Annotated in this window: 15 protein-coding genes; 9 read left to right on the forward strand and 6 right to left on the reverse strand. The window is 67.4% G+C overall.

All coding sequences use genetic code 11. The features are described 5' to 3' along the window. The first annotated feature begins 61 nt into the window (after positions 1 to 61). Positions 62 to 3,844, forward strand: coding sequence for an AAA family ATPase (locus ACFTSF_RS26585; protein WP_380156529.1), 3,783 nt, complete (start codon positions 62 to 64; stop codon positions 3,842 to 3,844). Next, positions 3,841 to 5,520, forward strand: coding sequence for an ABC transporter (locus ACFTSF_RS26590; protein ID WP_380156531.1), 1,680 nt, complete (start codon positions 3,841 to 3,843; stop codon positions 5,518 to 5,520). Before ACFTSF_RS26585 ends, ACFTSF_RS26590 begins: the two co-directional genes overlap by 4 nt. Here ACFTSF_RS26590 and ACFTSF_RS26595 read toward each other — a convergent pair. Continuing rightward, positions 5,517 to 6,602 (reverse strand): epoxide hydrolase family protein, encoded by a 1,086-nt coding sequence (locus tag ACFTSF_RS26595; protein ID WP_380156533.1) that lies wholly within the window; start codon positions 6,600 to 6,602, stop codon positions 5,517 to 5,519. The genes ACFTSF_RS26590 and ACFTSF_RS26595 overlap by 4 nt on opposite strands. Positions 6,603 to 6,713: 111 nt before the next feature. Here ACFTSF_RS26595 and ACFTSF_RS26600 point away from each other — a divergent pair, with 111 nt between their 5' ends. Beyond that, on the forward strand, positions 6,714 to 7,190 hold the full coding sequence (locus ACFTSF_RS26600; protein WP_380156535.1) for a MarR family winged helix-turn-helix transcriptional regulator: 477 nt from the start codon (positions 6,714 to 6,716) through the stop codon (positions 7,188 to 7,190). 17 nt (positions 7,191 to 7,207) lie between these two features. Here the strand turns inward: ACFTSF_RS26600 and ACFTSF_RS26605 are convergent, their stop codons facing one another. Next, positions 7,208 to 7,822, reverse strand: a complete 615-nt coding sequence (locus tag ACFTSF_RS26605) for an SRPBCC family protein (RefSeq protein ID WP_380156537.1) — start codon at positions 7,820 to 7,822, stop codon at positions 7,208 to 7,210. A gap of 48 nt (positions 7,823 to 7,870) precedes the next feature. Then, positions 7,871 to 8,449 (reverse strand): single-stranded DNA-binding protein, encoded by a 579-nt coding sequence (locus tag ACFTSF_RS26610; RefSeq protein WP_380156539.1) that lies wholly within the window; start codon positions 8,447 to 8,449, stop codon positions 7,871 to 7,873. A 132-nt stretch (positions 8,450 to 8,581) separates the two neighbouring features. Here ACFTSF_RS26610 and ettA point away from each other — a divergent pair, with 132 nt between their 5' ends. The 4 genes from ettA (at position 8,582) to ACFTSF_RS26630 (ending at position 11,791) form a co-directional block, all read left to right on the forward strand. Further along, positions 8,582 to 10,264 carry an energy-dependent translational throttle protein EttA gene (gene ettA / locus ACFTSF_RS26615; RefSeq protein ID WP_380156541.1) on the forward strand — a complete coding sequence of 561 codons (1,683 nt, stop codon included), beginning with the start codon at positions 8,582 to 8,584 and terminating at the stop codon, positions 10,262 to 10,264. Between the two features lie 104 nt (positions 10,265 to 10,368). Next, positions 10,369 to 10,704, forward strand: coding sequence for an ArsR/SmtB family transcription factor (locus ACFTSF_RS26620; RefSeq protein ID WP_380156542.1), 336 nt, complete (start codon positions 10,369 to 10,371; stop codon positions 10,702 to 10,704). After that, positions 10,704 to 11,174 (forward strand): SRPBCC domain-containing protein, encoded by a 471-nt coding sequence (locus tag ACFTSF_RS26625; RefSeq protein ID WP_344159152.1) that lies wholly within the window; start codon positions 10,704 to 10,706, stop codon positions 11,172 to 11,174. The genes ACFTSF_RS26620 and ACFTSF_RS26625 overlap by 1 nt, the downstream gene beginning before the upstream one ends. Continuing rightward, on the forward strand, positions 11,171 to 11,791 hold the full coding sequence (locus ACFTSF_RS26630; protein WP_380156544.1) for a dihydrofolate reductase family protein: 621 nt from the start codon (positions 11,171 to 11,173) through the stop codon (positions 11,789 to 11,791). Before ACFTSF_RS26625 ends, ACFTSF_RS26630 begins: the two co-directional genes overlap by 4 nt. On the opposite strand, the gene ACFTSF_RS26635 is transcribed toward ACFTSF_RS26630, so the two are convergent. Together ACFTSF_RS26635 and ACFTSF_RS26640 are read right to left on the reverse strand one after the other, a co-directional pair. Next, the gene (locus tag ACFTSF_RS26635; protein ID WP_380156546.1) at positions 11,775 to 12,644 is read right to left on the reverse strand and encodes an aminoglycoside phosphotransferase family protein; all 870 of its coding nucleotides are present in this window, start codon (positions 12,642 to 12,644) and stop codon (positions 11,775 to 11,777) included. The two genes, ACFTSF_RS26630 and ACFTSF_RS26635, sit on opposite strands and share 17 nt — an antisense overlap. A 41-nt stretch (positions 12,645 to 12,685) precedes the next feature. Further along, positions 12,686 to 13,120, reverse strand: coding sequence for a MarR family transcriptional regulator (locus tag ACFTSF_RS26640; protein WP_344159161.1), 435 nt, complete (start codon positions 13,118 to 13,120; stop codon positions 12,686 to 12,688). 94 nt (positions 13,121 to 13,214) lie between these two features. On the opposite strand from ACFTSF_RS26640, the gene ACFTSF_RS26645 reads away from it, so the two are divergent. Then, a complete protein-coding gene (locus tag ACFTSF_RS26645; protein ID WP_380156548.1) occupies positions 13,215 to 14,561 on the forward strand; it encodes an FAD-dependent oxidoreductase in 1,347 nt (448 codons plus the stop codon). On the opposite strand, the gene ACFTSF_RS26650 is transcribed toward ACFTSF_RS26645, so the two are convergent. Then, complete coding sequence (locus ACFTSF_RS26650; RefSeq protein WP_380156550.1) at positions 14,558 to 15,028, reverse strand: MarR family winged helix-turn-helix transcriptional regulator; 471 nt, start codon at positions 15,026 to 15,028, stop codon at positions 14,558 to 14,560. The two genes, ACFTSF_RS26645 and ACFTSF_RS26650, sit on opposite strands and share 4 nt — an antisense overlap. 118 nt (positions 15,029 to 15,146) lie before the next feature. Here ACFTSF_RS26650 and ACFTSF_RS26655 point away from each other — a divergent pair, with 118 nt between their 5' ends. After that, positions 15,147 to 15,713, forward strand: a complete 567-nt coding sequence (locus ACFTSF_RS26655) for a YceI family protein (protein WP_344159168.1) — start codon at positions 15,147 to 15,149, stop codon at positions 15,711 to 15,713. Positions 15,714 to 16,145: the final 432 nt, after the last annotated feature.

Raw genomic sequence — 16,145 nt, forward strand, 5'->3', positions numbered from 1 at the left:
ATGACGATGACTTTGCTTCTGTGCTGTCCGACCGGGCACTCTGTGCTCGTGGGCGGACGCCGTGGCTGACATCAAGTCAGCAGCTGGTGAAGGTCCGGAGCCACAGGTTCCGGGCCGGGACCAGCCTGCCCAGGAGCTGGCCAACTTGATCGCGCAGTCCGAGGCCGGTGCCAAAGGCAAGGGCTTCTGGCGCCGCCGCCGCCGCAAGAACACCACCCCCGAGCCCACTCCAGCCCCCGAGCAGAACCCCGCCACCGACGAGCCGCCGAAAGCGACCACGCCTGGCGACCCCACCGAGCCCGCCCACGCGGCGGCCAGCGGGTCAACCGGGGCGAGCGGTGAGTCCGCCGGGTCAACCGGTACGGCGAGCGGTGAGTCGGTTGCGGCGACCGGTGGGGTCGCTGAGGCAACGGGTACGTCGAGCGGTGAGCCGGCGGAGACTGCTGCGTCGGCGACCGGGAAGTCCGCGGAGGCTGCTGAGGACAAGAGCAGCGCGTCCGAGGCTGCTGAGTCTGCGAGCAGCGGGTCCAAGGGATCTACCGAGCCCGCGGCCGGCGGTTCCGAGGCGGCTGCCGAGCCTGCGAGCGGTGCGGACGTGAAGGCTGACGGTTCTGGTGCGGATGAGTCTGCCAAGCCGGGTGACGCGGCGGCGGATGATGGCGCCGAGGTGTCTGCAGGCGAAAGCTCGGCTGAGGTGAGCGCCGCTGACGCTGGCGAGGGTGAGCCGAAGGACGAGAACTCCGCCGAGGTGGCCGAATCAGCTGATGGCGGTGCGGCAAGTGTCGATGCCGAGGATGGTGCGGCGGAGGTAGTCGGCGAGGTCGCCGCCGAGAGCGTGGATAAGGCTGAGAACGCGGGCGAGGGTGTGGCGGCGAAGGGTGAGCGGCCGCGGCCGACTGTTGGTGTGGTGTACGAGCCGGATGAGTCTCCGGACGGGTTCCCGCTCGAGTATGGCAACATCATCGTGGGGCTCCCCAAACAAGCTGATGGATCGTCGGTCGAGGTCGACGAGGCGCGGGCGTACGCGGAAGAGCTAGCCGCTGTCCAGTCCGCAGGCATGGAGTCGGCGCAGGCCGAGGAGCCGGCCGAGCAGGCCGCAGCCGACAAGCCTGGCGAAGATGTCGCGCAGGCCGAGCAGGCTGCAACCGACCAGCCCGGCGACGAGGCCGCCGAAGCCGCGGAGGCCGCCTCGGAGCAGCCTGCGGCCGAGGCTGAGCCGGCGTCCGACCACTCTTCGGACCAGGTCGAGACGGCTGAGGCGCCGGAGGGCGCGGTCGTCGAGGACTCGAAGGAGTCGGCTGAGTCGGCCGCTGGTGACGAGTCTGCGGATGACGTTGCGGAGCCGGTAGCCGAGGAGCCTGCCGACGAGAAGTCGGCCGAGGATGGTGCGCCGGCGGCCGCGGACGGCGAGCAGGCGTCGGATGGCGAACAGGCGTCGGGCGATGCTGAGGTGGCGTCGGGCGCGGAGCCGGCGGCTGCGGTTGCCGAGAAGGCTGCTGAGGTTGCCGAGGGCGAGTCCGGTGCTGGGGTCGCGGAGACTGCTGCAGGTGAGGCTGCGGAGGCTGTGGCCGGCGCCGAGGCAGACGCCGAGCAGGGTTCGGAGGACGCCGTAGAGGGTGCTCAGGAGTCCGCTGACGCAGGTTCGGCTGAGGAGCCCGAGGACGAGTCCGCCCGGGAGTCGGCTGACGCCGGTTCGGCTGAGGAGGGCGGGGGCGAGTCCGTCCGGGAGTCGGCTGACGCGGGATCGGCTGAGGAGGGCGGGGACGAGTCCGCTCAGGAGTCGGCTGAGGTGGCTTCGGCTGATGGGGCTGCTGAGGGCGACTCTGGTGGTGAGGTCGCGGAGACTGCCGCGGGTGAGCCGGCGGAGGATGTGGTCGCCGAGGAGGCGGCTGGTGCTCCGGCGGTGGCTGCTGCGGACGGCGAGCAGGCGTCGGGTGACGCTGAAGTGGCATCGGCCGAGGCGGACTCGGCTGAGGAGTCCGATCAGGAGTCTGCTGACGAGCCCGCCGAAGAGCCCTCGGAGGATGCTGAGGCGGTTGAGGTTGAGCTGACTGCTGAGGAGTTGGCTGAGCGGTTGGCGGCTGAGCAGGCTGCTATGGCGCTGATTACCTCGTTGATGAAGTTGCGGGGGGCGTTGGCTGGGAGTCGGTTGCCTTTGGATGTTGTGGGGGCTGATGAGGCTCGGCAGCAGCAGAAGGCGATGCTGGATCAGCTGGATGACTACATCTTGCCGCGGCTCGTGCAGCTGGAAGCTCCGATTTTGGCTGTGGTGGGCGGGTCTACCGGTGCCGGCAAGTCGACCTTGGTGAACTCGGTGATCGGGAAGGTCGTGAGCGAGCCGGGTGTACTGCGGCCGACTACGCGGTCGCCGGTGCTGATTCATCACCCGGCTGATGCGGACTGGTTCATCGGTGACCGGGTGCTGCCGGGGATGGCGCGGACTACCGCGGAGAGCCCTGGGGGCATGGAGGATCCGGGGCAGCTGCGGTTGGTTGCTTCGGACACTGTGCCGCGTGGGCTTGCGGTTCTGGACGCACCGGACATCGACTCGGTTGTCGAGGCGAACCGGGACCTGGCTACCCAACTGCTTGCGGCTGCTGACCTCTGGTTGTTCGTGACGACGGCGGCGCGGTACTCGGATGCGGTGCCGTGGGAGTTCCTGCAGAGTGCGTCGGATCGCAGTACGGCGGTTGCCGTGGTGCTCGACCGCGCACCGGCGGAGACGATCGACGACATCACGGGGCACCTGGCGCAGATGCTGCTGGAGCGTGGGCTCGGCGACTCGCCGCTGTTCTCGATTCGGGAGACGGTTGTCGACGGCAACGGAATGCTGCCGGGCGAGACTGTTGCTTCGATCAAGGACTGGCTGGTCGACCTGGCGGCCGACGCTGAGGCGCGGGCGGCGGTTGTGCGCCGGACGCTTCATGGTGCGGTCACCTCGATGGTGAAGACGACGCCGCCGTTCGCGGCGGCGGTGCGGGCCCAGGGTGACACTGCGGTCGAACTGCGGTCGAGCGTGGAGGCGGCATACGACCAGGCGGTCAAGGACATTGCGACCTCGACCCAGGACGCGAGCCTGTTGCGTGGCGAGGTGCTGGCCAGGTGGCAGGAGTTCGTCGGGACGGGCGAGCTGCTGAAGGGTCTGCAAGGCAACTCGGGCAAGCTGCGCGAGAAGGTGAAGAAGTCGATCGCCGCTGCGCCGGCCCCGACCCGCGATCTGAACGATGCGATCGAATCCGGGTTGTCGTCGTTGCTGGTCGAGCAGGCCGAGGCGGCTGCCGAGCGCGCGGAGAAGATCTGGCAGGCGACGCCGGCCGGACGCCAACTGCTCGCGGTGGCCCGGGCCGCGGCTGAGCCGGCCACGGAGACCGGGGCGGACACATCGACCGGCTCCGAGATCGCCCTCGGGGCGATGTCGCCGGAGTTCCAGGCGAATGCCGAGCGGGCTGTGCGGGAGTGGCAGGCCGGTGTGCTCGATCTGGTGCGCCAGGTCGGTACCGAGAAGCGGCTGGCGGCGCGCATCCTGGATGCCGGGGTGAACGGGCTGTCGTTGTCGGTCATGGTGGTCCTTTTTGCCGAGAATGCGGGCATTCCGACCGGTGCCGAGGCGAGTATCGGGGTCGGTAGCGCGGTCGTCGGGCAGAAGCTGCTGACCGCGGTCTTCGGCGACGCAGCCGTCCAGACCCTGATGTCGAAGGCACGCGCTGATCTTGACGGTAAGGTTCATGCCTTGATGGATGCCGAATTCGCCCGGTATCTGGCTGTCCTCGACCAGCATCCGGTCGATCCCGAGGCTGCCAGGCAACTGACCGAGGCCGCGCGCGCGGTGGAGGACTGCACGTGACGGAAACGACGGAGACGGTCAAAGGCCCGGTACGGGGTGCGACCGACGTCCTGACCAAGATCGACGCTCTCGAGAAGGCTTCGGCCGCCGGCCAAGGCCGGCTCGATCCGGTGGTGCTGTCCGAGGCCACCCAGATCGTCGACCGCGCCGGGCAACGCCTGCGGATGTCGGGTGAGCTGACCGTGGTCGCGCTGGCCGGCGCCACCGGCTCCGGGAAGTCGTCGCTGTTCAACGCGATGACCGGCCTGGACCTGGCCGCGATCGGGACCCGCCGCCCGACCAGCTCGATGCCGCTGGCCTGTGTCTGGGGTGAGGAGCCGGCCGGTGAGGTGCTGAACTGGCTGGGTATCCCACGCCGGCACCAGGTGCAGCACCGCAGCTCGCTGGAGGACGCGCAGTCGGAGGACCTCGACGGCCTGATCCTGCTCGACCTGCCTGACCACGACTCGATCGAGGTCGAGCACCGGTTGATCGTCGACCGCCTGGTCGAGCTGGTCGACATGCTGGTCTGGGTCGTCGATCCGCAGAAGTACGCCGATGCGGCCCTGCACGACCGCTACATCAAGCCCTACGCCTCGCACTCCGGCGTGATGGTCTTCGCGCTGAACCATGTCGACAAGCTCACTCCGGACCAGCGGAAGAGCTGCCTGAACGACCTTGAGCGACTGCTGAAGACCGACGGCCTGAAGGCCCCGACGGTCGTCGCGACCTCGGCTGTCAGTGGCGACGGACTGGACGAGGTGCGCGGCCTGCTGGTCAAGCGGGTCAGCAACAAGCGCTCGGCCCGGGAGCGGATCGCCGCCGACGTGGATCGCGTCGCGGACCGGATGGCGAAGCAGTGCGGCACGGCCAAGACTCCGGAGATCGCCGAGGCCGAGGTCACCGAGCTGGTCGAGGCGCTCTCGGATGCGAGCGGTCTGCCGGTGGTCGTCGACGCCGTACGCCGGTCCTACCTGCAGCGCGCTCAGGCCGCGACCGGATGGCCGTTGACGAAGTGGATCGGCCGGTTCCGCCCGGATCCGCTCCGCGGACTGCAGCTCGATGAGGTCTCCCGCCAGCAGGGCAAGGCGTTGCGCAAGTCCGCGACGAGCGAGGTCGCGAGTGCGCGCATCTCGTTGCCTGCGGCAACACCGGTGCAGCGGGCCCGGATGGACAGTGCGGTCCGCACGATCACCGACCGGGCCGCGGCAGGTCTGTCGCGGCCGTGGGCCGATTCCGTGCGGACGCAGATCCGGCGTCGTGAGGAGTCGCTCGGCGACGAGCTCGACCAGGCCGTGGCCCGGACCGACCTCGGCAACACCACCAACCCGGGTTGGTGGGGTGCTGCGAAGTTCGTCCAGTGGTTGCTGTTCCTGGTGGCGCTGGGTGGTGCGGCCTGGCTGCTTGCGGCACTGGTGGCGCGGATCGCCGATGCCGGCGATGTGCCGCTGCCGGGCGCGGGCGGAATCGCCTACGCGTGGATCATGCTGGTCGGTGGTGCAGCCCTTGGCGTCGGCCTCGCGGTGCTTTGCCGGCTGGCGGCTGTCAGCGGCGCTGCGCGGCGGGCCCGGGCAGCCGAGCAGGCGCTGCGCAGCGAGCTCGAGAAGGTTGCCGACAGCCACGTCGTGGCGCCGGCCCGAGCCGAGCTCGATGCCTACAGCACCTGCCGCGACGCCCTCGCGATCGCTCGCGGCTAGACCTCGCGGAGGCTGACAAAGAAGGTCCGGATGTCCTCGGCGAGGAGATCCGGCACCTCCATCGCCGCGAAGTGCCCGCCGCGATCGAACTCGGACCAGTGCCTGATGTCGTACAGCCGCTCGGCCAGTGGCCGCACCGACTGGGTGATGTCGTAGGGGAAGACGGCGACCCCGAGCGGGACTGGGCATGGTTGAGCTCCTCTTGGTGTCTCGTGGTGCAGCCGCGCCGAGGAAGCTGCGGTGGCCGTCAACCAGTAGAGCGAGATACCGGTGAGCAGCCGTTCGTCGGTGATGGTGGAGCGCGGGTCCGTCCACTGTGCGAAGCGCTCGGCGATCCAGACCAGCTGACCGACCGGAGAGTCGGTCAGTGCGTACCCGATGGTCTGCGGCGTGAGTGCCTGCAGAGCCTGGTACGGCGGACGATTCGCCATCAGCTCCCGGACCTTCTGCAGGCGGGCCTCGTCGACAGGGGATAGGTCGACCTCGACGGTCGGATCAGGCCGTGTCGGGAGGTAGTTGACGTGCACCCCGACCACTTGCTCGGGAGCCGCCGCTCCGAGTGCCATCGAGATTCCTGACCCGAAGTCGCCGCCCTGTGCGCCGTACCGCTCGTAGCCGAGGCGGCGCATCAGCTCGGCCCAGGCCAGCGCGATCCTGTCGACGCTCCAGCCGCGCTCGTGCGTCGGTCCGGAGAAGCCATATCCCGGGATCGACGGAATCACCAGGTGAAAGTCGCGTGACAGCGGCTCGATCACGTCGAGGAACTCGAGGAACGAACCCGGCCAGCCGTGGGTCAGGATCAGCGCGAGCGCGTCCGGTCGCGAAGATCTGACATGGACGAAGTGGATGGTCTGGCCGTCGATCTCGGTGCGGAAGTGCGGCAACTCGTTCAGCGCGGCCTCGTGTTTGCGCCAGTCGTAGCTGGTGCGCCAATGGTCGGCAAGCTCCTGGAGTCGTGCCAGCGGGAAGCCGTAGTCGGACCCGGCGTCGGTCACCTCGTTCGGCCAGCGGGTGCGGCCCAGGCGGTCGGTTAGGTCGTCGAGGTCGGCTTGGGGGACGGCGATGTGGAAGGGGGTGATCATGTCCTCACTCCTGCGGAATCGATCGGCGGCGAAATGTTAGGGCGACTAACGTTAGTGTTCCGAACGGTAACACAATCGTTGGTCGGCCGAACGATTCGCTAGACTCGCCGGATGGATGGTGCGGAGAGTGAGGCTGCCCGGTGGGCGGGCATGCCCACCTGGCTGCTCGGGCAGACGGCTCAGCATGCTGCCCGGCTGGTGGTCGACGGCTTCTCGTCTGTCGGTGCTCGCGGCTACCACTACCGCCTGCTGGCGACACTGGACGACTTCGGCCCGGCCAGTCAGGCGTCGCTGGGTCGTCGGAGCGGTATTCACCTGAGCGACATGGTCGCGACGATCAATGAGCTGGCCGAGCTCGGGTTCGTCGAGCGTGCTGCCGATCCGTCCGATCGTCGGCGCAACGTCATCTCGCTGACCACGGCGGGGAAGCGGCAGTTGCGACGGCTGGAGAGCAGGCTGGCGGCTGCTCAGGAGGAGATACTCGCTCCGTTGTCGGCCGAGGAGCGACGGCGGTTGACCGCGCTCCTGTCGACCGTGCTTGATCACCACAACCGCCAAGCCGGCGTCCCGGACGAGCGGTGGCGTTGACTGCGAGATAGGGCAGGTTAGAGCTCGACGCCTGGGGCGAACTGGGCCATCGAGACCTTGGCGGCCTCCAGCAGGTCCTCCTCGCTCGTCGTGCCCGAATCGCGGACGACCTTCAGCCAGGCGCGGACGGACTGCTCGTTGAACTTGAGCATCTCCGGGGAGTCGGCGAACGTGACCGGGTTGTGGTCGTCTGGAAGCCCGGCGACGTAGAGCGCCAGGCCGAGGAGACCGCCGTCCCAGCCAGGGCCGACGTACAGAGCGCCACCGGCGCCGGGCGCCGGGATCCCCGTCACGACGTGCTCCAGCTCGAGATCCGTCGAGTTGCCGGCCGCAGGGTGCAGCCGGATCTCCAGAAAGCTGTTCGGTCCGCCGTACGTCACCTTGAAGCCCTTGGGGGGCTCGCATTCGAGGATGTCGCCGCCTGCCATGTCCTGCAGCTGGAAGCTGCCGCCGACCTGGAAGTCGCCGGTCGTCGGCCAGAACCAGCGGGCCAGCCGAGTCGGGTCGGTCAGTGCGTCCCACAGCTCCTCGGGTGTCGCCCGGTACGCGCGGCGCATCTGCAGGCTCACGGTCTCGCCGGTGCGGCTGACCTCCCGCTGGACAGCGTTGATGTGCTCGAGAATGTCGATCATGCCGTCCAGAATGCCGGGCGCTGCTTATATAAGTCAAGGCTGAGATAGTCATGCCGCCTCGGCCTCCCGGGTGGTCGGGGTGAGGGGGAGAGGCTTGGCGGGGAACTCGTCGGGTGGGTAGGGCGCGACAAGGTCAGGGTCGGGCGCGGCTTGGTGAAGAGGTGCGGGAGCGGTGGGAGTGATGGCGCCTTGAGCGGCTACGGGCCCCGGTGACATGGGGTCGGCGGGTGTCGCGGCGTTGGGGTCTGGCCAGGCTGCTTCGGTGCGGGGTGCGGACTTGGTGAAGGTGGTGGTGCCTCGGGAGAGGTCGTGGCCCACCGAGAGGGCGTCCAGGACTACTCGGGAGCGTTGCTCGCCGGCGTCGGTGGTCCATTCGTAGGTGCGGAGGCGGCCGGTGACGATGACTGGCTGGCCGACGTGGACCGATTCGAAGGTGTTCTGGGCGAGGGCGCGCCAGCATTCGACGTTGAACCAGGTGGTGGGTCGGTCGGACCAGCCGCGCTCCGGCTGGAAATGCCGCGGGGTGGAACCGATCCGGAAGCTGGCTTGCGGTGTCCGGCCGCCGACTTCCTTGAACTGGGGTTCGCTGCCGACCCAGCCCTGCACTGTCACGTAGGTCTCGCTCATCGTGGCCACTGTCCTTTCGATCGCTTTGTCACCGGAGAAGATGCAGGCGATCGGGCCTCGAATCAGCGCTGACTTGGGGCCTGTGGACAACCGGTTGGGCTCGGGCGGTGCCGAGCGCATAGGCTCTGGGGTATGGCGGAATTCATCTACACCCTTCGCAACGTCCGGAAGGCGTTCGGCGACAAGGTCGTCCTCGACAACGTCACGCTGAACTTCCTGACCGGGGCGAAGATCGGCGTGGTCGGGCCGAACGGCACCGGCAAGTCCTCGCTGTTCAAGATCATGGCGGGGCTCGATCACGCCTCCAACGGTGAGGCGCGGCTGGCGGAGGACGCCACGGTCGGGATCCTGCTCCAGGAGCCGCCGCTGACCGAAGGCAAGACCGTGCTGGAGAACGTCGAGGAGGGGGTCGGCGACACCAAGCAGAAGCTCGACCGCTTCAACGAGATCTCCGCCGAGCTGGCCGACCCGGACGCGGACTACGACACGCTGCTCGCCGAGATGGGCGACCTGCAGACCGAGCTCGACCACCGCAACGCCTGGGACGTCGACGCGCAACTCGAGCAGGCGATGGACGCACTGCGGTGCCCGCCGGCCGACGTACTGGTGGACAACCTGTCCGGTGGTGAGCGCCGCCGGGTTGCGCTGTGCAAGCTGCTGCTGCAGCAGCCCGACCTGCTGCTCCTGGACGAGCCCACCAACCACCTGGACGCGGAGTCCGTGCTGTGGCTGGAGCAGCACCTGCAGAAGTACCCGGGCGCCGTCCTCGCGATCACCCACGACCGGTACTTCCTGGACAACGTCGCCGAGTGGATCCTGGAAATGGACCGCGGCAAGACCTACGGCTACGAGGGCAACTACTCGAAGTACCTGGAGACCAAGCAGCAGCGGCTGGTGGTCGAGGGCCAGAAGGACGCGAAGCGGCAGAAGATCCTGGAGCGCGAGCTCGAGTGGGTCCGGTCGAACGCGAAGGCCCGGCAGACCAAGAGCAAGTCCCGGCTGGCCCGCTACGAGGAGCTCGCGGCCGAGGCCGAGCGGTCCAAGAAGCTGGACATCGACGAGATCAACATCCCGGCCGGTCCGCGGCTGGGCAGCACGGTGCTCGAGGTCAGCAAGCTGGAGAAGGGCTTCGGCGACCGCAAGCTGATCGACGGCCTGAGCTTCTCCCTCCCGCGCGCCGGCATCGTCGGCATCGTCGGCCCGAACGGCGTCGGCAAGTCGACCCTGTTCCGGATGATCGTCGGCGAGGAGACGCCGGACAAGGGCAGCCTGAAGCTCGGCGAGACGGTCAAGATCTCGTACGTCGACCAGTCCCGCGGCGGCCTGGACCCGAAGAAGACGGTCTGGCAGCAGGTCTCCGACGAGCTCGACTACATCAAGGTCGCGAACTTCGAGATGCCGAGCCGGGCGTACGTCGCCTCGTTCGGCTTCAAGGGCCCGGACCAGCAGAAGCCCACCGGCGTCCTGTCCGGCGGTGAGCGCAACCGGCTGAACCTGGCGCTGACCCTGAAGATGGGCGGCAACCTGCTGCTCCTCGACGAGCCGACCAACGACCTGGATGTGGAGACTCTGCAGTCCCTCGAGGATGCCCTGCTGGAGTTCCCGGGCTGTGCCGTGGTCGTCTCCCACGACCGGTGGTTCCTGGACCGTGTCGCAACCCACATCCTGGCCTGGGAGGGCACGGACGAGGACCCGGCGAGCTGGTTCTGGTTCGAAGGCAACTTTGCGTCGTACGAGGCCAACAAGATCGAGCGCCTCGGCCCCGAGGCCGCCCGCCCGCACCGCGTCACCCACCGCAAGCTCACCCGCGACTGACCGACGTCGTCCCAAGAACCCACCTCCGCGACGGAGGTGGGGTTCTTGCGTTCCCAATACTTAGCCCTTGCGCTAAGTATTGTCGTGAGCTAATACTTAGCCTCATGGCACAGTATTCGGGTGAGGTCGACGGGGTGTTCGTCGCGCTCGCGGATCCGACGCGGCGCGATGTGATTCGGCGGCTGGGGCGGGGGCCGACGAGCGTGGGGGAGTTGGCGGCGGAGTTCCCGATGACGCTGCCGTCGTTCATGAAACATGTCCGGACGCTGGAGTCGAACGGGCTGATCCGGACGGTCAAGACCGGGCGGGTGCGGACCTGTGTGCTCAATCGCGAGCGGCTGGCGCTCGTGGACGACTGGCTCGCTGAGCAGCGGCGGATCTGGGTGGACCGCACTGATCGGCTGGAGCGGTTCGTCAGCGAATCGATGGAGGAGCAGTGATGAATCCCGACCTGGATCTCAGCGTGGAGCGGATCATTCGGGCGCCGCGTTCGGTGGTGTGGAAGGCGTGGACGGACCCGGACAGCTTCGCGAAATGGTGGGTGCCGGCGCCGATGGTGTGTCGGGTCGAGCGCTTCGAGGCGCGGTCCGGCGGTGCGCTGGTGACGCGGATGAGTGAGGACGGCGTGGACTTCGTGCCGCAGCTCGATGCGATGTTCCTGGTGGTCGAGGAGCTGGAGCGGATCGTGTTCACGAACGCGATCGACAGCGGGTGGCGGCCGGTCAATCCCGAGCCGGTGACGATGGCGGCCGAGATCACCTTGGCCGATCATCCGAACGGTACGGCGTACAAGGCCGTCGTACGGCATGGTGATCCGGCCTCGCGCAAACGCCATGCGGAGCTGGGGTTTGCGGATGGTTGGGGGACTGTCACCCGGCAGCTTGCCGAGCTTGTGGAGGCGGCGCGATGAAGCTCGTACTCACGGAGTTCGTGACGCTGGACGGCGTTAGCCAGGGACCAGGTTCCGCGACCGAAGACACCAGCGACGGTTTCACGCGCGGCGGCTGGCTGGTCCCGTTCATTGACGAGGCGTTTGTACGACGTACTGCCGACTGGCTGGCGTTGGCCGATGGGCTGGTGCTCGGGCGGCGCACGTACGACGCCTTTGCGCGGGACTGGCCGCAGATCACCGACCCCGATGATCCGTTCACCGAGCGGATGAACGCACTGCCGAAGTACGTCGTGAGTCGCACGCTGACCGAAGGTTCGTGGCATCCGGCGACCGTCGTCAGCGGTCTCGAAGGTGTTGCGGAGCTGAAGAAGTTGCCGGGGAATGAGCTGCAGATCCACGGCAGCGCGCGGCTCGGTGATGCGCTGGTGAAGGCCGGTCTGGTTGACGTGGTGCGATTGGTGGTGGCGCCGACGGTGATCGGCGCCGGTCGGCGGTTGTTCGAGCACTCGGACGGCACTGCCGGGTTGAAGCTGGTCAAGCATGAGTCCACGCCGGGCGGGTTGATGCTGCTCGAGTACGAGACTGTCGGCGCGGCGCCGGTCGCGGAGTACGAAGGTGTTACTGCGTTCGTGTGACGTGGTCGTCGAGGACTCGCTCGACGATGGGGAGGTTCTCCGTGATGAGCGCCTTCCAGAGCGCCCAGCCGCGGGCGCGCGCCCACGTCTCGGCGTCCTGCCGAACAGCCGAACGGAAGGCTTCCCGCGACGAACCGGAGAAGAAGTTGAAGGCGATCACCAGGTCACAGGCCGGGTCGCCGACACCGGACGTACCGAAGTCGATGACAGCCGACAGCCGCCCGTCCTGGACCAATAAGTTGCCGTGGGCAATATCTCCGTGGAACCACACCGGCGGCCGATCCCAGGAACTGGCGAGAGCGGCGTCCCAGACCTCGCGGGCCAGGTCGGCATCGATGCGATCCTTCAGCGTGGCAAGGGCGTCCACGGTTTCGGAGTGGTAGTGCGAGGGTGGCGCGCCTCGGTAGAAGCTGTGTTCGCCGGCCAGTGGTCCACCGGTCGCATCGCACTGCTGGAGAGCCAGGATGAACGAGGCGATGTCGTGGGCAAAGGCGTCGAGGTCGGGGATATTCTCCAGCGACGCTGTGGAGCCGTCGATCCAGCGGCGGATCGCCCAGTGGTGTGGATATCCCTGCCCTGGCTCGCCTTTCGCAACAGCCTCCGGGATCGGCACCGGAAGGGCGGGTGCCAGCGCGGGCAGCCAGCGATGCTCTTTGTGTACGGCGGCCTCGTACGCCTGATGCGTGGGCAGCCGCGCGGTCAGTTCGTCGCCAAGCCGATACGTGCGGTTGTCCCAGCCGTCGATCTTGACCGGCGTGATCGGCAGGTCCGCCCACTGCGGGAACTGGTCGGCGAGGAGACGCCGTACAAGGTCTGCGGAGATGCCGGCGCGGCCGTCCTGATGCTCTGTCACGGCTCAATTCTCAAAGCAGAGGCGGAGTCCGGGCCAACGGTTTAGTCGGCGGCTACAGAGTCGGCGAAGAAGGCGAGGATCGTCCGCAACTCGTCGTCGCTGCGGCTCGCCAGGATCGACTGCATGCGGGCGCCCTGTTCGGCGTACAAAGGCATGAACGTCTTCTGGATCGCCTCGAATGACGGGGTCACGACCACCTTGCGGCGGTCGGAGCGATCGGCCTGGCGGGTGACGAAACCGTGCGACTCGAGCCGGTCGATGACGCCGGTGACCGTGCCGGAGGTGAGGCCGCTGTACTCCGCGAGTTGCCGCGGGGTAAGCGGGCCGTGGGTCTGCAGCAGGGTCATGAACTGCGAGTCGCTGGCGCCGAGCCCGAGCTTGGCGGAGACCGAGTGGTTGAACAGGATCACGTCCGCGATGAACCGAATCACCTGCTGCTGGATCCCGGCGGTGAGCTCTTCTCTGGCTTTCGTCATGGTCCGCCTCAGCATAGAGCTTGTATCTCTCTCGGATTTCCAAGATACTCGGATTGACAAGATACTTGAAGAGGCGAGAGATCAGGGAGAAATCATGAAGGTGCTGGTGATCGGTGGCGGGACCGGCGGGCTGGCGTTGGCCCACGGGCTGCTGCGGTCCGGGATCGAGGTGGCGGTGTTCGAGCGCGACGCGTTGCGCACCGACGGCCTGCACGGCTACCGGGTCGGCATCGATCCGGACGGGAGCCGGGCGCTGCACGCGCTGCTGCCGCCGGAGCTCTACGACACGTTCGTGGCGACGCGAGCCCGCGACCCGAAGTACTTCAACATGGTCACCGAGGACCTGAAGGAGGTCCTGTCGATGGACCTGCCGGCGGTCACTGATCCGATCGCCAGCGAGAAGTCGATCAGCCGGATGACGATGCGGCAGGTGCTGCTGACCGGCCTGGATGACGTGGTCGAGTACGGCAAGGAGTTCACCCGCTTCGAGCAGCACGGCGATCGGGTGACGGCCTATTTTGCGGACGGTACGTCGGCCACCGGCGATCTCCTGGTTGGCGCGGACGGGTCTGGTTCGCGGGTACGGCGGCAGTACCTCCCGCACGCGAAGACCGAGGAGACCGGGATCGTCGCGATCGCGGGGAAGCTGCCGATCACTGCGGAGAGCGCAGCGCTTGTTCCGCCGAAGGTGTTCGAGGGGATCACCATCGTCAATGCTCCGCGCGGACTGGCCTGCATCCTGCATGTGATGGAGTTCCAGTGGGACCGGGACGGCAAGGTCAAGAACGGCATCGGCGGGAACACTGAGGAGCTGATTCGCCGGTGGCCGGGGTTGCAGTTCGACAACACGCGCGACTACATCAACTGGGGTCTGTCAGGTACCAAGGACAAGTTGCCCGCGAATGTGATGGAGCTGCGTGGCCGGGAGTTGGTTGATGCCGCACTTGAGCTCACGCCTGGCTGGCATCCGGATCTGCGCCGGCTGTTCGAGCTGACCGATCCGAGCACCTGCTTCCCGGTGAACATCTGGACCTCGGTACCGCTTGAGGCATGGGAGTCGACGAATGTGACGCTGATCGGTGACGCGATTCACACCATGACGCCGGGGCGTGGAGTGGGCGCGAATACGGCGCTGCGGGACGCGGTGAACCTGTGTCGTCAGTTGATCGAGGTTCGGGATGGTCGGAGCGAGCTGGTGCCGGCGGTGCGCGAGTACGAGGCCAAGATGATCGACTACGGCTTCGATGCGGTGCGCAAGTCTCGCGCGCAGATGACCTCGGCCGATCCCGTCCACAAGCCGGTGATCGGTCGGCTGGCGCTCGCCGGGATGCGGACGGCAATGCGCACCGTCAATCACCTCGCGCCGGTCAAGCGCCGCATGCGCGACTCGATGATGGCCTATCGCGGCGCCGACCGGGATGAGTTGGATCTGAAGATCTAGTGCTGGCCGATGTGCTCGGACACGGCGTCGAAGACTCGTCCTACGGCTGCGAAATCCTCCGGGCTGGCTAGGTCGACCAGGTTCTCACGGACGCTGTCCACGTGCGTGGGTGCCGCCTCGACGAGCAGGTTGTAGCCCGCCTCGGTCAGCTCCGCCCAGACACCGCGCTTATCGCTGGTGCACGACTTCCGCCGTACCAGCTCGGCCGCTTCCAGCCGGCCGACGGTGTGCGTGAGCCGGGAGCGGCTCTGGTGGAGCCGGTCGGCCAGATCCGCCATGCGGAGCCGCCGATCGGGCGACTCGGACAACCGGACCAGGATCTCGTAGTCGTTGATCCCGATGCCGAATCGGCGCAGCTCGTCATCGAGCTTCGCCATCAGGCGCGCCGTGCCCAGCAGGTACGCGCGCCACGCCACCTGCTGCTCTGCGTTCAGCCACCGAGTGTCAGTCGTCGTCGTCACGATCACAGTGTACCGGGAATGTAGTTGACTTTTAAACCGTTGATCCGTAACGTCGTCGGCAACAGGTTGACACTTCAACCCAAGCCTACGTCGCCCCCAGACCTGTACTTCCCGAGAGGACCTCATGACCGAGACCGTCAGCACCCCGACCACCACCATCCCCGGACTGGTTTCGGGGACCTACTCCCTCGACACGGCGCACACCGAGATCGGTTTCACCGTTCGCCACCTGATGACCAAGGTGCGCGGCACCTTCCAGGAGTTCAGCGGCGAGATCGTCGTCAAGGACTCGCTCGAGGAGTCGACTGCCAACGTCAGCATCGAGCTCGCCTCCGTCCACACCCGCAACGAGCAGCGCGACGGCCACCTGCGCTCCGGCGACTTCTTCGACGCCGAGAACTCCCCGAAGATGACGTTCGTGAGCACCGCGCTGAAGGCCGAGGGTGACGACTACATCCTGGCCGGCGACCTGACCATCAAGGACGTCACCAAGCCGGTCGAGCTCGCCTTCGAGTTCCTCGGCGTCGACCAGAACGCCTACGGCCAGACCATCCTCGGCTTCGAGGCCTCCACCTCGATCAGCCGCAAGGACTGGGGCATCGACTTCAACGTCCCGCTCGAGGGCGGCAAGCTCCTCATCGGCGACAAGGTCGACATCCACCTCGACATCCAGGCCGCGCTGAACGCCTGATCTGCCCCAAAAGCCCCGCATCCAGGTGGATGCGGGGCTTTTCTGTTTCGGGCGCAGGTGGTCCACCCACCCGTGAACCACCTTCGTGCCTGGGTGATGTTGCCCGCCCAGGCTGCCGCGGGTACCCGCCGCGGCGCGGCCGGGTGGACCTGTGCCACTCACCAACCCGCTCCTGACCACTCCTGGCCGCTCGCGCTGAGCGTGAACCCAGCAGCCCACCCAGACTTGGTGAGTGCCGGCGGTCCGCCCTCACCCCAGGTCACCCCTTCGGCACGGTGGCTTCGCTCGTCGTGTCACACAAACAGCCCCGCGTCGACTGTGGGGAGAGTGCCGCCGGTAATCGATGGACAACAGCACGGAGATCGCAGTCGACCGCCCGCTCCCCACTCTCGTCGACCAGGCGAGCCCAATCACATCCGGCGGACTGGTTCG

It is taken from the genome of Kribbella sp. NPDC056951 (genome assembly GCF_042674205.1).
Lineage (GTDB): Bacteria > Actinomycetota > Actinomycetes > Propionibacteriales > Kribbellaceae > Kribbella > Kribbella yunnanensis.

Bases quoted from the DNA above. Each gene is read 5' to 3' on its own strand.
- ACFTSF_RS26655 (WP_344159168.1), top strand. From the start codon at position 15,147: ATGACCGAGACCGTCAGCACCCCGACCACCACCATCCCCGGACTGGTT.
- ettA (WP_380156541.1), top strand. From the start codon at position 8,582: ATGGCGGAATTCATCTACACCCTTCGCAACGTCCGGAAGGCGTTCGGC.
- ACFTSF_RS26625 (WP_344159152.1), top strand. From the start codon at position 10,704: ATGAATCCCGACCTGGATCTCAGCGTGGAGCGGATCATTCGGGCGCCG.
- ACFTSF_RS26605 (WP_380156537.1), bottom strand. From the start codon at position 7,822: ATGATCGACATTCTCGAGCACATCAACGCTGTCCAGCGGGAGGTCAGC.
- ACFTSF_RS26640 (WP_344159161.1), bottom strand. From the start codon at position 13,120: ATGACGAAAGCCAGAGAAGAGCTCACCGCCGGGATCCAGCAGCAGGTG.
- ACFTSF_RS26610 (WP_380156539.1), bottom strand. From the start codon at position 8,449: ATGAGCGAGACCTACGTGACAGTGCAGGGCTGGGTCGGCAGCGAACCC.
- ACFTSF_RS26630 (WP_380156544.1), top strand. From the start codon at position 11,171: ATGAAGCTCGTACTCACGGAGTTCGTGACGCTGGACGGCGTTAGCCAG.
- ACFTSF_RS26600 (WP_380156535.1), top strand. From the start codon at position 6,714: ATGGATGGTGCGGAGAGTGAGGCTGCCCGGTGGGCGGGCATGCCCACC.
- ACFTSF_RS26620 (WP_380156542.1), top strand. From the start codon at position 10,369: ATGGCACAGTATTCGGGTGAGGTCGACGGGGTGTTCGTCGCGCTCGCG.
- ACFTSF_RS26645 (WP_380156548.1), top strand. From the start codon at position 13,215: ATGAAGGTGCTGGTGATCGGTGGCGGGACCGGCGGGCTGGCGTTGGCC.
- ACFTSF_RS26595 (WP_380156533.1), bottom strand. From the start codon at position 6,602: ATGATCACCCCCTTCCACATCGCCGTCCCCCAAGCCGACCTCGACGAC.